This is a genomic window from Rhizobium sp. BK181, assembly GCF_014193305.1.
In the GTDB taxonomy this organism is placed as follows: Bacteria; Pseudomonadota; Alphaproteobacteria; order Rhizobiales; family Rhizobiaceae; genus Rhizobium.
Map to the genome: position 1 here is coordinate 48,502 of NZ_JACHZA010000019.1, position 18,081 is coordinate 66,582.

The window sequence follows — 18,081 nt, forward strand, 5'->3', positions numbered from 1 at the left end:
GGTTGCGCATAGCATCGACCGGTTTGTCGGCTGTGCACTCATTCGCCTGGAAGCACTCGCAAACTTTTAGACAGGATGTTTTTGCCCGCCGCGAAGCGCTATGAGATGGGATGCTGTTGGGCTAGATCGCCGGCCTCCCCGCCGTATTCCGTTCGACCCACTGGTAGACGAAGCCCGCCACCTCTTCCCAACCCGGCTCGTTGCAAATGAAGTGGCTGCGTCCGGGATAGGTCAGGAAATCGGTCACGCTGCCCACGTCCTTGTATGCCTTGTAGTTCTTTTCGTTCAGCTCGGACGGAATGATTTCATCTCTCTCGCCGCCGATCAACAGCAATGGCGAATGCGGACATTCCAGATCAATGCGACCGGCCCCTCCCATGCAGTCGCGCAGCACGTTGCGGCTATCGTGTGTCGCAGTTTCCTCGAAGGCAAGCGCCGCGTCTGCTTTGGACAGCGAATTCGCGAATGACCGGTGGAACGTCTTGGCATCCATGAAAACAGGTTCATCCCCCTTGAGAGGGTTAGCTATGATTGCTGCGTTCTTGATGAAACCCCAGTCGAATTCGAGCATACGATTGGGAGCGACAGAAGAGATCGCCACGCCGGCGGATAAGAGTCCTTTCGCGACAAGGAGTTGCGTGACAAGTCCGCCGACAGAGTGGCCGATCATGACGGGGCGATCGTAGTTGCCAACAACCCTTTGCATTGTCGCGACGACGTCATCAAGACTGAGTTCGCCAAGTCCTGGAGGAGGACTTTCACGCAGCTCCGCCGGATCACCATCGTGCAATGGCCAGGCAGGAACAACGCACTCAAAACCATGACGGGAGAAGTATCCTACCCATCTCGTCCAACTTTTCGGATTCTGAAACATGCCGTGCACAAATACAATGGTTGTCATAGCACTTCCTCTTCTGTTGGAAGAAGGCGAACGACATCAAAGGGTAATCGTTCCAACAAGCGGGCCGCGCCCAGAGACTGCAAATGACCGCTCTTGAACGTCCCCCCCGCACCAATGCATGCCATCAGCTCTTTCCGATGCGAACCCATACCCGCAGATAAATCCCTGAAGTTCATCGGTCGAGGTACAAGCAGCACGAGACTGAAGACCGTTCGTCCGTCGACAACCATGGCCATCGCTTACGCAGGCCTCGATCAGTGTCGTAGGAAGACTGGTCTTTTGCGCATAAATATGCTTGCGGCGACAATATAGGTTTCAATAGCAAGAGGATCCCATGCCCCAAAACATGTTCGACCTGACCGGACGGGTTGCAGTGGTAACCGGTGCCAGCCGTGGCCTTGGCCAATGGATCGCACTTTCCCTTGCGCAAGCCGGGGCAAGTCTCTGTGTTACCGCTCGCGACGAAACGTCGCTTGATGAGACGAAACAGAAAATCGAAGCCCTTGGCAGGACATGCCTGACCAGCGCCCAGGATGTCACCGACGTCTCCTCCATCGACGAAACGTTGAACCGGTTTGATACGATTGCAAGCGGGATCGATATCCTCGTCAACAATGCCGGTTGCGAGCAGGTGGCTCCCTCGCTCGATGTCGATGAAGCGATCTGGGACAAGATTATCGGAACGAACCTAAAGGGTGCCTTCTTCTGGTCGCAGGCCACAGCACGGCGGATGTCCAGTCGGGCCACCGGTGGAAGCATCATCAACCTCTGCTCTCTCACCTCATATGTCGGCATTCCCACAGCCGTGCCCTACGGCTCTTCGAAGTCTGGGCTTCTCGGCATGACACGTGCGCTCTCGGCCGAATGGGCCCCGCTTGGCATCCGCGTAAATGCGATCGCTCCCGGTTACTTCCGCACGGCAATGACGGAAGGCTTCTACCAGGACGGAAACTGGTCGGAGCGGATGCTCGACAAGATCCCGCAGAAGAGGTTCGGTGAACCTTCCGATATTGGCGGTGCCGTGGTCTTTCTTGCGAGCGAAGCCTCTGCCTATGTCACCGGGCAATGTATTGCCATTGATGGCGGTTTTCTTGCGTCCATCTGAGGCTGCCAAACGCGGTCCTTGCCCTTGACAGCGACGGGTTCACCATTACACATGCTGTATAGACAACTATAGACAATAACGGCAACGAAGTCGTCGACTTCCTGGGAATCTGCCGGGCTCAAGTCCGGCGTCCTCGCGTGATCAGAAATCCTGCTGGAGGCACCCGTTGCGTTGCGCTCCTGCCGGCCGCATCCAGTTTTTGTCGGCCACGACCTTGTCGTGGCAAAAGGCCGCCTGCGCGGTCTAGAACCAAGGGCCCATGCAAATGACTGACGTCACCTTCCACGACTATTCGAAACTTGGTGCTGGCGAGAAAGTCGCTCTTCTGCGCCGGTCCGAGACCGATATCTCGGCCTTCATCGAAAAGGTTGCGCCGATCTTGGAAGCCGTGCGAACGGAGGGTGATCGCGCCATTGCCCGCTTCGGACGTGACCTCGACAAGGCAAATGTCACGGAAGAAACCATCAAGGTCACGGAGGCGGAGTTCGATACGGCCTTCACGGCAGTCAGTGAAGATGTGATCGAGGCAATCACCTTCGGCATCGAGAACATCCGCCATTTTCACGAGGAACAAAAGCCTGAGGCCATGTGGCTGAAGGAGATCAAGCCTGGGGCCTTCGCGGGCGACCGCTTCACACCGATCAAGTCGGTCGCGCTTTATGTCCCACGCGGCAAGGGGTCGTTTCCATCCGTTACCATGATGACCTCCGTCCCGGCGGTTGTAGCAGGTGTTCCAGAACTCGCGATCGTCACGCCACCAGCACCTGACGGCAGCGTGGATGCCGCAACGCTTGTCGCAGCACGTCTCGCCGGCGTCAGGACGGTCTACAAGGTCGGCGGGGCGCAGGCTGTCGCCGCTGTCGCCTACGGCACGGAGACGATCAAACCCGCGCTCAAAATCGTCGGACCGGGAAGTCCATGGGTGGTTGCCGCCAAGCGGAGCCTCGCCGGCATCATCGACACCGGGCTTCCGGCCGGCCCTTCCGAAGCGATCATCTTCGCTGACGACACCGTTCATGGAGGCCTGGCGGCACTCGACCTCCTGATCGAGGCCGAGCACGGCCCCGACTCCTCCGCCTATCTCGTCACCCATAGCCGCAGGGTTGCCGAGGAGGCGCTTGGCGCCCTCCCAGAGCACTGGGCCCGCATGACCAAGCAACGCGTAGAATTTTCCAGTGCCGTCCTTTCAGGCAGATGCGGCGGTATCATCCTCACCTCGTCGATTGAGGAGAGCTATGATTTCGTCAATGCCTATGCGCCCGAGCACCTTGAGATTCTCTCGCAGGATCCCTTTGCCCATCTTGGACACATCACCGAGGCGGCGGAAATCCTCATGGGACCTCATACGCCCGTCAGCATCGCGAACTTCTGCCTCGGGCCGAACGCGGTGCTTCCGACGAGTCGCTGGGCGCGGACATTCGGTCCGCTCTCTGTGACCGACTTCGTGAAACGCAGTTCGATCGGCTATGTGACGGCCTCTGCCTATCCCGAGTTTGCCAAGCGCGCCCATAAGCTTGCCGAATACGAAGGGTTCTCGTCCCACGCGCATGCCGTTTCAGCCGTCCGTGATGACTATCTCCCGAAGCGAGGCTAAAGCGATGAAGGCCGTTCGCCTGCACGATGCGCTCGATCTTCGGGTCGAGGAAATCGAAAGTCCCGGCCCTCCACCGGCGGGCTCCGTAACGATCGATGTTCGTGCAGCAGGGATCTGCGGCTCGGACCTTCATAATTTCCGGACGGGGCAATGGATCAGCAGGCGTCCGTCGACCGCCGGGCATGAGTTCTGTGGACGGATATCGGCGATTGGAGAGGGTGTCGAAGGGCTTGCCGTGGGCGACCTGGTCGTCGCCGACTCCCGATACTATTGCGGTGAATGCAATGCCTGCAGAGCCGGATGGACCAATGTCTGCGAGCGGCTCGGGTTTGTCGGTGAGGTCTGCGATGGCGGTTTTGCCGAGCAGAGCCAGTTGCCTGCAAGGCTTGTCAGGAAGCACGATCCGTCACTCGTCCCTGCCATTGCCGCCATGGCCGAACCTCTTGCCGTGGCCCTTCATGCCGTCCGTCGGCTCTCCCCCCGCGTTGGCGAAGCGGTCATAGTCATCGGCTGCGGCTCGATTGGCGGCCTTTGCGGCCTGCTTCTGTCGCGTCTTCATGACGGAAAGCTGCTCTTTGCGGACATGAACGTGGACCGCGCAAACATGGTCGCCAGGATCTGCGGCGGAGCCGCGGTTCCGCTCGACAAGGTAAAGACAAGAGACGGTCTTGACGGCGCCTCCCTTCGTTACGCAATCGATGCCACCGGAAACACCAAGGCGATCGAACAGGGTATCGAGATCCTCGATGGAGGCGGCACCTTTGCTCTCGTCGGCATCAGCCACGGGAAGATCGATCTCGACCCGAACACCCTGGTCGAGCGCGAGATTGCCCTTGTCGGATGTCACGCCTTCGAGAGTGAGCTTGGCGATGCCATCGCCCTCTTGCCCGAGCTTCAGTCTTCACTTCTGGAATTCATCGACGTCCGGCCCTCGCTCGACGACATTCCCGATGCATATCGCCAATTGAGCGAAGGGCGGGCAACCAAGCTGAAAACCATTATTCGTATCGCCGATTGATCAAGACACGCAAGGCGTGAGACGGAGCTTAAATATTGACCGGTCTCTCAAATACCGCGCTGCCACTCTACGAGAAGGTCAAGGACTTCGTCCTCGACAACATCGGTAACGGCAACTGGCCACAGAACGGGAGGCTCCCGTCCGAGCACGATCTGGTATCCTCGCTCGGAGTGTCCAGGATGACTGTCCACCGCGCATTGAGAGAACTGACCGACAAGGGCTACCTCAGGCGCGTCCAGGGAGTCGGCACCTTTGTTTCGCCTCCGAGAGCCCAATCCACCCTGATCGAGATCAGCAACATCGTCAGCGAGATAAAGGACCGGGGAAGTCGACATCGGGCAGAGGTCATCGTCCTGGAGAGAATCGAGAAGCCGGATGAAATGCTGCTCGGGGCATTTGAATTCACAGAGCTCCGACCGGTCGACCATTCCCTCATCGTTCATTGGGAGAATGACGTTCCTGTTCAACTGGAGGAACGATACGTCAATCCGGCACTTGTGAAATACTATCTCGATCAGGATTTTACGTCTGGTGCGACCTACGATTACCTACAGCACAGTACGCCACTGACCGAGGTCGAGCATCTGATCAGCGCCATTCCCGCGACGGAACGGGACGCAAAGCTTCTGCATATCCGTGAACGTGACAGTTGCCTGGTCCTCAACCGGAAGACTTGGACCGGACCGACCGTCGCTACAGTCAATACCTTCACCTATGTCGGCAGCCGCTATGCGCTCGGGAGCCGATACCTGCCACCAGCAAAATGACTGGTTAGGGTAGGTCGTGGCGTGGAGGCGCTGAATGGAAAGACATCAGCCTTACCGGATAGCGACAGGGCGACATTAAAATGTATGCCAAATCGAAAAGCACTGCCATCACACCCGCTATTCCGCCTTGATGTTCGGGCGTGAAACTTGAAAAGATGCAACGCTAACAACGAGAAAAAAGAGGGGTTTGAAATGAACTACGCTATCATCAGCAGGCACGTTTACCGCGGAGCGCTGGCACTCGGGATCGTCGGTGCGCTCGCCTTCAGTCCGGTTGTCGCACAGGACATCCCGGCAAAGCCGGAGGCTGGCACCTTCAAGATCGGGATCGAGCCATGGCTCGGTTATGGCCAGTGGCACGTGGCGGCAAGCAAGGACCTGTTCAAGAAAGCCAATCTCGAGAACGTCGAGCTGGTCAACTTCACCGAGGACAAAGACATCAACGCCGCGCTCGCAAGTGGTCAGCTTGATGCCGCCAACATCGCCACCCACACCGCCATGGGCATGGTCGCTGCCGGTCTTCCGGTAAAGATCGTCTCCCTGCTTGATTTCAGCCTGAAGGCCGATGCCATCCTCGCCGGCAGCGACGTCAAGAGCGTTGCTGACCTCAAGGGCAAGAAGATTGCCTTCGAGGAAGGCACGACCAGCGATATCCTCCTGAACTACGCCCTTGCCAGCAACGGCATGACCATCAAGGACATAGAACGCGTGCCGATGCCGGCAGCCGACGCCGGAACCGCATTGATCGCAGGACAGGTTCCCGTTGCAGTAACCTACGAGCCTTACATTTCGACCGCACTTGCCCAGGACAAGAACATCCAGCTCCTGTTTGAAGCAGGCAAGGACCCGGGTCTCGTCTCCGACGTCCTCGTCGTTCGCGAGGAAGTGCTGAAGGAAAGGCCGGGACAGGTGCTGGCGATGATCAAGGCCTGGGATGCGGCACTTGCCGACTACAAGGCCAATACGGAAGAGGACCGCGCCATCATTGCAAAGGCCGTTGGTGCCTCGCCGGATGATCTGAAGACCGCCTTCGACGGCGTTCAGTACTACACCTCCGCGGAGGCTGCGAAGGCCTTTGCCGGTGACTTCAAGAGCAAGACCTTCGCCGATGTTCTGAAGGCAGCCAAACAGGCCGGCCTTCTCACACAGGACGTTTCCGCTGACAGCATGATCGACACCTCGTTCGTTGACGCCGCGAACAAGTGACCTCTGCCAACGGAACCGTAATGTCTAGCTCCGAAATACCCTCGACATCCAAGGAGAGATCCCGCGCGCAATCGCGCGCGGGCGTCGGCCGGCCGCCAAGCGCGTTCCGGATCGGCGATCCGATCGGCGGCCGGGCCTTCTTCATGATCGCTCTTGCCGTCTTCGTCCTGCTCTTTGCCATCTGGTGGATCACGACCGGCACCGGTTGGGTGAAGCCTATCTTCCTGCCCTCTCCGACAGCGGTCTGGACCAAGATGGTCGAACTCGCCGTCGATGGCACTCTTTGGACCGACGCGGGCATCAGCATCTATCGCATGCTGGTCGGGTTTCTTCTGGCCTCAGCCATGGCAATCCCGATCGGGATCATGATCGGTTGTTTCAAGACATGGGAAGCGGCCATCGAGCCTTTCGTCGATTTCGTTCGCTACATGCCGGTCGTTGCCTTTGTGCCCCTTACCATTCTTTGGGCCGGAACCAGTGACATCCAGAAATTCGTCATCATCTGGATCGGAACATTCTTCCAGCAGGTGCTGATGGTCATGGACAGCGTCAAACGCGTTCCAACCGACTTCGTCGGGCTTGGCCGCACGCTTGGAATGTCGGAAACCAGGATCCTGCGCCGCATCGTCCTGCCATCCGCCCTTCCCGGGATCTGGGATACCCTGCGCATCAGCCTGGGTTGGGCCTGGACCTGGCTTGTCCTTGCCGAACTTGTCGCCGCCACATCCGGGCTTGGCTATCGCATTGTCGTCTCGCAACGATATTTTCAGACGCAGACCATCATCGGTTACATTCTGCTGCTTGGCTTGCTCGGCCTGATCACCGACCAGAGCATGAAAGCGCTCGAGCGCGTCTTCTTCCGCTATTCCTCGAGGCATTGACATGAGCGAACCCAAACTCAAGATCGAGGGCCTCAACAAGTGGTACAGCGGCAGGAAATCCCGCGTTCATGCCTTAAGCGATATCGAGCTTGAACTTGCCGACAACGAATTCGTCTCCCTGGTTGGCGCGTCCGGGTGCGGCAAGAGCACGCTTCTTTCCATCGTCGCGGGCCTGCAGGGATTTGATAATGGCGTCCTTCTGACGGATGGCGCTCCGATTGTTGGCCCGGGGCTCGATCGTGGGGTCGTCTTTCAATCCTATACGCTCCTGCCATGGCTGACGGCGCAGCAGAACGTCGAATTCGCCCTGCAGGCGGCCGGGATGAGTTCCGCCGAATGCCGGGATGTCGCTCGCCATCACATCGAGCTGGTCAAGCTGGACAAGTTCGCCGATGCTTTTCCCTCGCAACTCTCGGGCGGGATGAAACAGCGCGTCGCCATCGCGCGTGCCCTCTCCTACCGTCCGAAAATGCTGTTGATGGATGAGCCATTTGGCGCGCTTGACGCACTGACCCGTCACCAGATGCAGGAGCTTCTTACCCAGATCTGGGAGGAACACCGGCTGACCGTTCTCTTCGTTACCCATGATGTCGAAGAGGCCGTCTACCTCTCCGATCGCATTCTTGCGATGAGCATCAATCCCGGGCGCATCAGTACGACCTTCAACGTCGGGCTTGGACGCCCCCGAAATCAGGAGATGATTTCAACGACGGAATTCATCGCGCTCCAAAAGGAAGTGCTCGCTGCCATCCGTGCGGGCTCCCAGGGCGAACTGGAACATTGAACCCCACGGAGGCCGGCTCGCGGCATCGGCCTCCTTCGTCACTATTCCAACCAAACCTTCCCATCAAGTTCAGCATGATGCGTCCGACGTCGTTATCCTGCGACGGGTTTGGCAGCGCACCGATCCAGGCCACGGAGCCCGTCGAAAAGACAACGCCCCCGCCTTCATGCTGATAGATCGTCATGTCTGCCCGCCGAAGGGCAGTTCGCTCGGCTTCGCCGCCTGCGACCCAAAGATCGGGCCGCACCTGGAAGCTCTCGTCAAAGCCATCCGCAACGGCGAGGCGAACGAGATTCTTTGGTGTCTCCTCCGAGCGGATGACCGCATCGATCTCGTAGCCGGCAGCACCTCCAAGCACGCCGCCTTCGGCTCCGAAGGTATTGGGTGAAACGCCGTCAAAGAGCCACGCATAGTCGCCATAGTGGCTTTCCTCGAGCCGCCGATAGGGTCGAGATTTGCCGAAGCTCATGATCACGTAGGTGACGCCGACAAGAGCTTGCGGATGATGAAGGCCGCGATCCTCCCAGTTTCCACCGGGCTCGCCGGTCATTGCGAGATGGATTTCGCCCGGTCTGCCCGACCAGATGTCGTTCTTCCCGCGCCGCAGCTCCATTTTGTCGCCCTGGAACGCTACGACCCAATAAAATCCGTTTCCACCGAGGTAAGCAAGGCTACCGCCGGAACTGAGATATTCCTTCAGCCCAGTCATCATGGCCGATGACCAGTATTCCGGATGACTGCCTGTCAAAAGCAGTCGATAAGGCGTGATGGCTGCTCTTCCTTCGTCATCGAGATCATGGTCAGTCAGGATGTCGACATCAATTCCATGGCGGCCGAGAAATTTCAGAAGCTGCAAATCGACCGGAAGGAGATGCGGCGAGTTCGAGAGGGGATAGTGATAGTCTGCGCGAAGGGTGGCGCGAGGCCGCCGACTGCTTGTGAGGCTGACCCCGCTCATGTCGCTGTGGACGTCGTAAAGGCTCAGGAAATTGTTGTCGATTGCGAAAAGGTGGGAACGATCGCTGCCATGCCACGGATACCGGTCCGGCGGCAGCTGTTCATCCGCGTATGCGAGATAGGTGGCGGTCGGCAGGAGCACGGCAACCGATGACGTAGGAGCTTGCGGGCGAACAAAGAATGGAAGCTGCTCAACCCCTCGGTCCGTCTCTATTGCGACGGCATAGACGCCCGGTCGTGCGTCCGCCGGCACCGATATGACGAGATCGGCTGCCCAGTCGAAGCCGGCAAAGTCGTCATCGTGCAGATGGATCGCGTCAAAATGATCGGCGTCGACACGCGGGTCGTGAATCTCGCCGGTAAATCGAGGTGAGGCAACCGCAAAAGTCGGAGCATTGCAAATGCGAAGGTCTGGCCCGCCACCATCCATAGGCTTGAGGCTCTCGACAGGGCCACGAACCGGGAAGCACCAACGCAATTTACCGGATGCGGTCTTAAGACTGATCCTCCCGATGCGTGCGTTGAGCGTCAGTTGCGCGTGTGAGGCCTCGGCGCCAATATGATGGTGGCTGGTTTTGGCAGGCCAGATGTCCTGCTCTCCACTTCCCTTCCACCGTGATGGGGCGAAAGCCTTAAACACAGTTCCCCGGCATGGAACGAGAGGGATAGACCGTACCAGGTCTCATTGGCGATCGTCGCGACGTCCGTGCCATTGGCCTGTAACCGTCCATCACGATCGATGGTCAGCAAGAAGCCCGGCCAAGTAATGACGGGCTTCACGACATCATTGGAGGTGAACAGAATCTCGACATCAAGGACGAAATCCTGACCGACATCGAACATCGGAATTTCGACCCAGGAGCCGAGGTCGTATGCTTTTACCTCAAAAGACCGAGATGCCTTCCTGACTGTCCAATTCAGGTGCTCGTTCTTATCCCGGTCAATTGTCACGACCGTGGCCTGCGCCGTTGGGTCGGCACAGGAAACATGACACGCTACCCAGCCTCCTGCGCGCACGCTCCACGGCTCAACGTAGCCGACCGCAGGCATCGCGCTATGATTCAATCTTCGTCGCATCGCGTTCCCGTCTCTTCGTGACCGGCTCCTACCAAATCAGACGAGACCAATCCTGCACGAAATGCCTCAATGGCGAAATCAGCGCCTTCGGCATTGCCGGCGGTCAGTGGCTGCAGCTCACCGTACGGCGTGACGTCAGGCGTTTGCCGGAACCGTTCCGTCAGGTGTTAGGCTATCGACAGCTTCCGGAAGAGATTTCGATAGCCGTGAGATAATCTCGTCGCGGTCCAGTCCGGTCTTTCGTTGCAACTCTGCCAGTAGCTCCGGGCCCAGCGCCTGCACCAGCTCCGGGTGATCGATCGGCTGATTTGGACCTTGATTGACCCAGGAGCCCGCCACCTCTCCCTTGCCATTCTTCGAAAATTGATCAAGCAGACTGCCAAGCCCATCGCTCACGACTGATCCAACCGAGCCGCCCTTCAACAAATCTCCAACACCACCCGGCCTGAACAAGCCGCCCAGCAGTCCCCCCAATCCGTTATCAGCGCCGCTCGCCTCGGTGCCTCCGGCAGGTTGTCCCGCGGTTCCTTGCCCGCTGTCGACAAGCTTTCGCAGAATTTCCTGGATTTTGTCCCTGTTCTGGTACCCAGCCACAGCCAATACGCCCAAAAGGGCTGTCAAATTCCTGTTCATGGAGCGCTCCTTGTTTTGCCGCAGGTCCAAGACTTCGAGTCCGGAAATCGAAGTCGGTCCCATAATTCCTGCACTGCGGGTAAGTTCCGAAAATCCAGTCATTGCGGTGTGTGTTGCTCGACGAGGGCCTTTCGTCGTCTCGCGAAGCGAAGCTTCGATAGCCCAGCCGTTCGTGCGGCAAAGCCCGCCAATTTTCGGACATCAGAACGCGGTGCCGTTGTGCCGTCGACCTCGACCGTTGAGGGGTCGCACCGAACGTTCATCGCAGCTCAACGAATGGCCTACGATTGCCAACAGCGTATGACATGCTCCCCAATCGCGGAGATCGCCGTGAGGTACCGTTTCAGAGTCTTTGCTTGGTCGCTGCGCTCTTGCCGTCGGAACTCTTGGAACGCTCTTCGAAGCGATCGGCACCTTTTGCCAGATCCGACCCTTTCTGAGCTTCAACTTTTTTCTCTTCCTTGGCGGCGTTCTTCCGCAATCCGCGTGCGGAGTCTCTACCTTTTTCGGTCTTGGCTTCCTCGATACCCATTTTGGTCTCCTCTGCGTCTCTCGCAGATTAACGAGTGGCCATTGACTTCGTTCCTGCCCACATCCGCCGCATAGAGGCCAAATCAGAGGTGAATTTTCTCAGACCTGCGACAAGTTTGAAACTAGACGAAAACCGCATCGCCAAGACGGATTGCCCCTGGCTCATCCGGTCGGCAATAGACCCCCATATTGCGGTTCCCAAATTTCATCACGTTCCGGAGAATGTCGGGATCGTTTTCCAGACCATCCTGAGCGATGATCGTAAAACCGCATCGTTTGGTTGGCGCGATTACCGTCGCGGCGACATTTCCAAGACGAACAGGCGCGTCGATCCAGTGCAGTTCGGCAAACCCGGAAAGATCGGCCTCAGCCTCCAGATAAATGTTGGGTCGGAACCTACGTCGGTCAGGATTTCCACTGGGGTGGATCTCCTTCAGATGGTCGACCGAAGCGCTTGTCAGAAGATGCAAGGGTGATACCACGTACCGGTCAGCCGCAAATAAAGCGTCGCCGGACGCGGACCCCGTTCTCTCATATGGTCTGACCGCCACCTCGAATTCAAAGAAGCTCGTGAGCGCCTCCAGCAGCCGCGGCGCAGTGATAGGAAACCAGTTGTGGCCGGGCACTTGGACTTCCACATCACCATCCGACGCGGTCCGCGACTTGACAAAGACCGCTCTTTGCCAGCGCTTTTCACGCTCGGGATATGCGACCACACCCGTCGCCGCATCGACCAGGGCAAACTGACGATCACCGACAAGGCCAGTCGCCGTAAGCCTACATTGTTCGATCTGTTCGCCCGTAGTTGAACTGACTGGATATCGCCACAGCTCACGGATCGTTCCGACCTTGCGCATCCATTGAATCCCCATTGCAGAGGCCCGAACCTGTGTCGGTGTCTGGCCAAAGATGCGCTTGAACGTGCGCGTGAAGTGAGAGGCATTCTCGTAGCCGACGTCAAGAGCAATTTCGATCAGCGACGTCTTCGATTGCACCAATAGCGCCCGCGCCCTCTCCATGCGCACGCGTGTGTAAGCCTGTGCGGGAGACTTCCAGCCTTGATCAGAAACAATCGCTCAAGTTGTCGCCGTGACAAACGAACCGAGGCTGCGAGCCTCGGGATCGTCATCCCACCCTCGATGTGCTGTTCCATCATGATCATCGCGGCTTTCACGCACTTGTCTTCATAGTCATCGTGCAAAGGGCGCCGGGCTGGATGTCGCCGGCGGAACGCGCCTTTTCGATCTGCAGGACTTCCAGGGCATTTCTCTCGGCCTCGCGACTGATATACCGGAGCACGAGGACGGCTGCGATATCGGCGGCGCTGCTTCCGCCGGCACAGGAACCGCGTTGCCGATCCAGGTTGAATATCCGATCCGATCGCACGGCAAGATCGGGAAAGCGTTCGCGAAATTCCTTGTAGTGCAGCCAGCTCACGCATGTCTCATGCTTCGTCATCAATCCAGCCTCGGCAAGGATGAATGAGTCGGTGCAGAGACCGATCAACGGGATCCTGGCCGCATCCGCACGCTTGGCGAAAGCGATCGTGTCGCGATCGACCGGATCCATGGCTGTCAGAAGTCCCCCAACAACAACAATGTCATCAAACTCGCCGGATCGACGAAATCCGGGGTCGGGGCCACCTGCACGCCGCAGCTGGAGGTGATCAGATGCCTGGTACTTCCAAGCACCTGCCAGTTTGCGGTCACGCGTCCCGAACGGTCGTGCTCGTCGCTCGCAGGCCTCAGCGTATCGACGAAGAGCGCAAACGCTGAAAGCGTAAAGGATCGAGCGAGCACGAATCCGACCTTCAGACGGCTGGCGGATTTGCCGACCGCGTCTCCCTGCCTGTAGTTGGTAGCTCATCGAGCTCACTCGCGCAGCGCGGTTTGCCTCCAGCTCGATGAAGCCTTCTCCAGCCATCTGGCGCATCAGTTCTCGCACCGGGGGGCGCGACAAGCCGAATTCTTCGCTCAGCGCTACCTCGTCAAGGACAGCACCCGGGGCAAGCTCCATGATCCGCATAGATCACGGCCACCGACGCGGCGGACCGAACCGGACCGATCTCGCGAGGGCGATTAGCTCAGTTGGTAGAGCGCCTCGTTTACACCGAGGATGTCGGGAGTTCGAGTCTCTCATCGCCCACCAGATTCCTCACAAATGTTTCAAAATAGATGCGTCGTATCACAGACGCGCCTCGCGATATCGTGTTTTCTCGTTCCGGTTGGCAAGGTATGCAGTGGCAAGGGGGACAGCCTGAGGAGGCTTAACCCGGAGAGGGTTTCGGCCTGCCATGAGCACCCTGTGACTGCAGTCATCGCGATCACTATGACGATGATTGTGAAGCCGGAGCCAGAAGACTTCTCGGGCCCCGCCCGAGCTTTTTACTCGACGTTCTCCTCGGTCATGGAAGCGATAGAAAGTTCAAGCTTCCATCGAGCTCCTTGCTGGAATGGACAAGGGCCACGCGCGCCTCTCGGCCTCTATCATGAACGGCGTCGTCGCCGCGCCGGTGGTGGTCGGTGACCTGTCGCATGGGTCCCCATAGATCAAGCAATGCATGATCGCGCTACATCACACGATTGATATGCATTTGAGACTTGAGTTGCATTGGCCGTCACGCTGCTTGGGCCGCGTGCCTGGATGCAAGGCTTGGGTCATGCATCCGATCCGCTCCCATCCCGGGGAAAAATCTGGCGCGAGCTCTACAATCCGAGGTCAGAAAGACCAGGATGGTCGACCGGTCGAGGGCCGCCACGGTCCCACCTGTACTTGCGCTCCTGTTCCTTGATCGGCAGATCGTTGATGGAGGCGTATCGGCGTCGCATCAGGCCGTTGGATGCAAATTCCCAATTTTCGTTACCATAGGATCTGAACCAGTTGCCCGAGTCGTCATGCCATTCGTATGCGAACCGCACTGCTATCCGGTTTTCGTGAGCCGACCATAGTTCCTTAATAAGTCGGAATTCCAGTTCGCGCGCCCACTTGCGCGTGAGGAAGCCAACGATTGCTTCGCGACCGGTGACAAACTCGGCGCGATTGCGCCATTGGCTGTCCTCGGTATACGCGAGCGAGACCTTATGGGGATCGCAGGTGTTCCATGCGTCTTCGGCACCCCTCACCTTCAAAACGGCACTTTCGATGATGCAAGGAGGGAACGGTGGGCGTTCTTCATGCATTTGCATACCCCTTCCGCTTCGATCGCCGATTTGCTGCAAATATATTGCCAATGAATTTTTGCAGGTCCTAGGTTCTCAGCCAAATATTGGTGCTTGGACCCCGCTGCAATGGGAACGGTGTTAGGGCTGCCAATCCCGATCGATGCGTGCCTCCTCTGTGAAAGGCTGTGAGCAGCCAACCATCCCTTCAGTGGACGCAGCAACACCATGCAGGCAGCAACTGTCAGGGGCGCAAAATCGAGATAAGAGGCGCCCAGAGCGGTGGATTGAACGAGCAGCCAGGTCCGTCCGCTTGCCACGTCCGGCCAAGGTCGTAACACAAAACTGGACGCTTGGAGGAAGGACGTTTCTGCCGAAACCCGTGTACATTGACCAACAGGCGTGGGAACGAGTATCACAGGTGTCGGCGACGCCTTTCGGGCGAAACAGCGCGCCCGTCCATGAGCTCACGGGCGCGCCTCGAAGAGGAGCAAATGTTGACCGACAGCCTTACGAATTTTCGGGTAACGTTGGCCTCACGCCCTGTTGGCGAGCCGACCGAAGCGAATTTCAGGATTGATCGGCGGCCGGTGCCCGAGATTGCCGAAGGAGAGATCCTGCTTCAGGTCCTGTACCTGTCGCTCGACCCATATATGCGGGGTCGGATGGATGCCGCCAAGTCGTACGCCGCTCCCGTAGCCATTGGCGACGTCATGGAAGGTGGAACGGTCGCGCGCATATTGAAAAGCCGGAATCGCAGCTACACGCCTGGTGAGATCGTACTCTCTCATTCCGGTTGGCAAAGCTATGCAGTGGCAAATGGCGACGGCTTAAGGAAGCTCAACCCTGAGAGTGCGCCCATATCCACAGCTCTTGGGGTTCTGGGCATGCCGGGCTTTACGGCCTACGCCGGTCTTCGCAATATCGGCAAGCCGATGGCCGGGGAAACCGTTGTCGTGGCGGCGGCCAGCGGGGCAGTCGGATCCGCCGTCGGGCAGATAGCCAAGATCAATGGCGCGCGCGCCGTTGGGATTGCAGGCGGCAAGGAGAAATGCACATTCGTTCTCGACGAACTTGGTTTCGATGCTGTTATCGACCACACCAAGGCGGATTTTGCTGACGCGCTCGCCGCCAGCTGTTCCAATGGCATTGATGTCTATTTCGAGAACGTTGGCGGCCCGATCTGGGATGCGGTATTTCCCCTCCTCAACGATTTCGCCCGCGTACCCGTTTGCGGCCTGATTGCACACTACAACGGCGAGGTTTCTGCACGACCGGATCGGCTGACTGACGTCATGCGGACAATCCTTCGCAAGAGCCTGACCATTCGTGGCTTCATTCAGCGCGAATTTGCCGACCAGCGACCGGAATTCTACCAAGAGGCATCAAAATGGATTGCCGAAGGCCGCCTGAAATATCGTGAAGATATCGTGGATGGCCTGGAGAATGCGCCAAGGGCATTCATAGGCCTTCTGAAGGGTCGAAACTTTGGCAAGTTGATTGTCCGCGTAAGCGAGTGAGTGGACAGTCAGCTGTCAAGAGACCCTATGTCCGAGCCGGCCGCCTTATCGCCTTGGCCATTTACGACGAGTGGTCGCGACACAACAGATGGGAGTGGTCGACCAGCATATTCCGCCGTCGCTAGATTTGCCGCCCGCAAATCGGACTTTACCTGTGCCAGCAGAGCAGCCCACCAACTGACTGCGATCGGTACGCTCGGCCGCTCTCGGGCTTTTCGAAGCGGTCAGGCGGACCGCTCTACCTCCGGCAACACCTCGAAGAGATCGCCGACGAGACCGTAGTCGGCGACCTGGAAGATTGGCGCCTCCTCGTCCTTGTTGATGGCGACGATGACCTTCGAATCCTTCATGCCGGCGAGATGCTGGATGGCGCCTGATATGCCGCAGGCGATGTAAAGGTCAGGTGCCACGACCTTGCCGGTCTGCCCGACCTGCCAGTCGTTCGGGGCGTAGCCGGCATCGACGGCGGCGCGCGAGGCGCCGACGGCGGCCCCGAGCTTGTCGGCGACCGGCAGGATGACTTCCTTGAACTTCTCGGCCGAGCCCAGCGCCCGGCCACCCGAGATGATGATCTTCGCCGAGGTCAGTTCCGGACGCTCGGAGGCCGACAGCGCCTCCTTGACGAAGGTCGAGAGACGAGAAGAAAGGGCTGCCGTCGAGATCTCCTCGACGGCAGCAGTTGGGCCTTGGGGACCGGCCTGGGAGAACGAAGCGGTGCGCACGGTGATGACCTTCCTGGCGTCGGTCGCCTTCAGCGTCTGGATGGCGTTGCCGGCATAGATCGGCCGCTTGAATGTGTCCGCCGAGACCACTTCGATGATCTCCGAGACCTGGGCGACGTCGAGCAGGGCGGCAACGCGCGGCATGACGTTCTTGCCGGTCGAGGTGGCGGCGGCAATGATCGTATCATAGCTTGCCGCGAGTGAAACGATCAGTTCGCCGAGCGGCTCGGCCAGATTGTTGGCAAGCGCGTCGCTTTCGGCGAGCAGCACCTTGGAGACACCGGAGAGCCCGGCAGCCGCATTGGCCGCTGGTTTGGCGCCCTTGCCGGCGACGAGCACGGTGACGTCGCTACCCTGCTCCTTGGCAATCATAGTTGCTGCCGTCAGCGCCTTGGCGGTCTGGTCGGAAAGGTGGCTGCCGTCGTGATCAGCCAGAAGAAGAATGGCCATGGATATGTCTCCCTTTCTCGAACCCTAGAGGACGCCGGCTTCGGTCTTCAGCTTCTCGACCAGCTCGGCGACCGACTTGACCTTGACGCCCGCCTTGCGGCCGGACGGCTCTTCGGTCTTCAAGACCTTCAGGCGCGGCGCGGTGGAGACGCCGAAATCGGCGGGGCTTTTCTTGTCGAGCGGCTTCTTCTTCGCCTTCATGATGTTCGGCAGCGAAGCGTAGCGTGGCTCGTTGAGGCGGAGATCAGTGGTGACGACGGCCGGGAGCTTGACGTCGATGGTCTGCAGGCCGCCGTCGACTTCCCGCGTCACGGTTGCCTTGCCATCACCGATTTCGATCTTCGAGGCGAAGGTTGCCTGCGCGGTGCCAAGCAGTGCCGCCAGCATCTGGCCGGTCTGGTTGGAGTCGTCGTCGATCGCCTGCTTGCCAACGATGATGAGGCCCGGCTGTTCGGCGTCGGCGACGCCCTTCAGGATCTTGGCAACGGCGAGTGGCTCGACGGCATCGTCGGTCTCGACCAGGATCGCCCGGTCCGCGCCCATGGCGAGTGCGGTGCGCAGCGTCTCTTCAGACTTGGCAGGACCGATCGACACGACAACGACTTCCTCGGCCTTGCCGGCTTCCTTCAGCCGCAACGCCTCCTCCACCGAGATCTCGTCGAACGGGTTCATCGACATCTTCACATTCGAAAGCTCGACGCCTGTGCCGTCCGGCTTCACGCGGATCTTCACGTTGTAATCAACCACCCGTTTCACGGGGACGAGAATTTTCATGAA

Annotated in this window: 17 protein-coding genes, 1 tRNA gene and 2 pseudogenes; 9 read left to right on the top strand and 11 right to left on the bottom strand. The window is 58.7% G+C overall.

Features of this window, described 5'->3' with window-relative positions:
• Nucleotides 1-121: 121 nt before the first annotated feature.
• Nucleotides 122-901: an alpha/beta hydrolase gene (locus FHT77_RS26620; RefSeq protein ID WP_183757993.1), complete on the bottom strand. Its 780-nt coding sequence runs from the start codon at nucleotides 899-901 to the stop codon at nucleotides 122-124.
• A 334-nt stretch (nucleotides 902-1,235) separates the two neighbouring features.
• Between FHT77_RS26620 and FHT77_RS26625 the strand changes: the two genes are divergently transcribed.
• From FHT77_RS26625 to FHT77_RS26655, 7 genes are all read left to right on the top strand, one after another.
• On the top strand, nucleotides 1,236-2,006 hold the full coding sequence (locus FHT77_RS26625) for an SDR family NAD(P)-dependent oxidoreductase (protein ID WP_183757995.1): 771 nt from the start codon (nucleotides 1,236-1,238) through the stop codon (nucleotides 2,004-2,006).
• Nucleotides 2,007-2,271: 265 nt separating this feature from the next.
• Complete coding sequence (gene hisD, locus FHT77_RS26630) at nucleotides 2,272-3,600, top strand: histidinol dehydrogenase (RefSeq protein ID WP_183757997.1); 1,329 nt, start codon at nucleotides 2,272-2,274, stop codon at nucleotides 3,598-3,600.
• A 4-nt stretch (nucleotides 3,601-3,604) separates the two neighbouring features.
• Entirely contained in the window at nucleotides 3,605-4,618 is a 1,014-nt protein-coding gene (locus FHT77_RS26635; protein ID WP_183757999.1) for a zinc-binding dehydrogenase, read from the top strand.
• Between the two features lie 35 nt (nucleotides 4,619-4,653).
• Nucleotides 4,654-5,385: a histidine utilization repressor gene (gene hutC, locus FHT77_RS26640; RefSeq protein WP_183758001.1), complete on the top strand. Its 732-nt coding sequence runs from the start codon at nucleotides 4,654-4,656 to the stop codon at nucleotides 5,383-5,385.
• Between the two features lie 192 nt (nucleotides 5,386-5,577).
• On the top strand, nucleotides 5,578-6,591 hold the full coding sequence (locus FHT77_RS26645) for an ABC transporter substrate-binding protein (RefSeq protein ID WP_183758003.1): 1,014 nt from the start codon (nucleotides 5,578-5,580) through the stop codon (nucleotides 6,589-6,591).
• A 20-nt stretch (nucleotides 6,592-6,611) separates the two neighbouring features.
• Nucleotides 6,612-7,472: an ABC transporter permease gene (locus tag FHT77_RS26650; protein WP_183758005.1), complete on the top strand. Its 861-nt coding sequence runs from the start codon at nucleotides 6,612-6,614 to the stop codon at nucleotides 7,470-7,472.
• A 1-nt stretch (nucleotide 7,473) separates the two neighbouring features.
• Nucleotides 7,474-8,256, top strand: a complete 783-nt coding sequence (locus FHT77_RS26655; RefSeq protein ID WP_183758007.1) for an ABC transporter ATP-binding protein — start codon at nucleotides 7,474-7,476, stop codon at nucleotides 8,254-8,256.
• Here the strand turns inward: FHT77_RS26655 and FHT77_RS26660 are convergent.
• From FHT77_RS26660 to FHT77_RS31985, 7 genes and pseudogenes are all read right to left on the bottom strand, one after another.
• Nucleotides 8,189-9,643: a N,N-dimethylformamidase beta subunit family domain-containing protein gene (locus FHT77_RS26660; RefSeq protein WP_246720194.1), complete on the bottom strand. Its 1,455-nt coding sequence runs from the start codon at nucleotides 9,641-9,643 to the stop codon at nucleotides 8,189-8,191. The two genes, FHT77_RS26655 and FHT77_RS26660, sit on opposite strands and share 68 nt — an antisense overlap.
• Before the next feature lie 98 nt (nucleotides 9,644-9,741).
• Complete coding sequence (locus FHT77_RS31665; RefSeq protein WP_246720195.1) at nucleotides 9,742-10,263, bottom strand: hypothetical protein; 522 nt, start codon at nucleotides 10,261-10,263, stop codon at nucleotides 9,742-9,744.
• Nucleotides 10,264-10,425: 162 nt separating this feature from the next.
• Nucleotides 10,426-10,923, bottom strand: coding sequence for a YidB family protein (locus FHT77_RS26665; RefSeq protein ID WP_183758009.1), 498 nt, complete (start codon nucleotides 10,921-10,923; stop codon nucleotides 10,426-10,428).
• Nucleotides 10,924-11,266: 343 nt separating this feature from the next.
• Complete coding sequence (locus tag FHT77_RS26670) at nucleotides 11,267-11,455, bottom strand: hypothetical protein (protein WP_183758011.1); 189 nt, start codon at nucleotides 11,453-11,455, stop codon at nucleotides 11,267-11,269.
• A 121-nt stretch (nucleotides 11,456-11,576) separates the two neighbouring features.
• Nucleotides 11,577-12,326, bottom strand: a complete 750-nt coding sequence (locus FHT77_RS31670; protein ID WP_312859778.1) for an MOSC domain-containing protein — start codon at nucleotides 12,324-12,326, stop codon at nucleotides 11,577-11,579.
• Nucleotides 12,327-13,268, bottom strand: a pseudogene (locus FHT77_RS26680) (GlxA family transcriptional regulator); the annotation flags it as partial.
• 70 nt (nucleotides 13,269-13,338) lie between these two features.
• Nucleotides 13,339-13,479 (bottom strand): annotated as a pseudogene (locus FHT77_RS31985) (GntR family transcriptional regulator); the annotation flags it as partial.
• Nucleotides 13,480-13,526: 47 nt separating this feature from the next.
• On the opposite strand from FHT77_RS31985, the gene FHT77_RS26690 reads away from it, so the two are divergent.
• A tRNA-Val gene (locus FHT77_RS26690) sits at nucleotides 13,527-13,602 on the top strand.
• A gap of 557 nt (nucleotides 13,603-14,159) precedes the next feature.
• On the opposite strand, the gene FHT77_RS26695 is transcribed toward FHT77_RS26690, so the two are convergent.
• Nucleotides 14,160-14,633, bottom strand: a complete 474-nt coding sequence (locus tag FHT77_RS26695; protein ID WP_183758013.1) for a nuclear transport factor 2 family protein — start codon at nucleotides 14,631-14,633, stop codon at nucleotides 14,160-14,162.
• A 473-nt stretch (nucleotides 14,634-15,106) separates the two neighbouring features.
• On the opposite strand from FHT77_RS26695, the gene FHT77_RS26700 reads away from it, so the two are divergent.
• On the top strand, nucleotides 15,107-16,132 hold the full coding sequence (locus FHT77_RS26700) for an NADP-dependent oxidoreductase (protein WP_183758015.1): 1,026 nt from the start codon (nucleotides 15,107-15,109) through the stop codon (nucleotides 16,130-16,132).
• Between the two features lie 224 nt (nucleotides 16,133-16,356).
• On the opposite strand, the gene FHT77_RS26705 is transcribed toward FHT77_RS26700, so the two are convergent.
• A complete protein-coding gene (locus FHT77_RS26705; RefSeq protein WP_183758017.1) occupies nucleotides 16,357-17,304 on the bottom strand; it encodes an electron transfer flavoprotein subunit alpha/FixB family protein in 948 nt (315 codons plus the stop codon).
• Between the two features lie 24 nt (nucleotides 17,305-17,328).
• The gene (locus FHT77_RS26710; protein ID WP_183758019.1) at nucleotides 17,329-18,078 is read right to left on the bottom strand and encodes an electron transfer flavoprotein subunit beta/FixA family protein; all 750 of its coding nucleotides are present in this window, start codon (nucleotides 18,076-18,078) and stop codon (nucleotides 17,329-17,331) included.
• Nucleotides 18,079-18,081 lie beyond the last annotated feature (3 nt).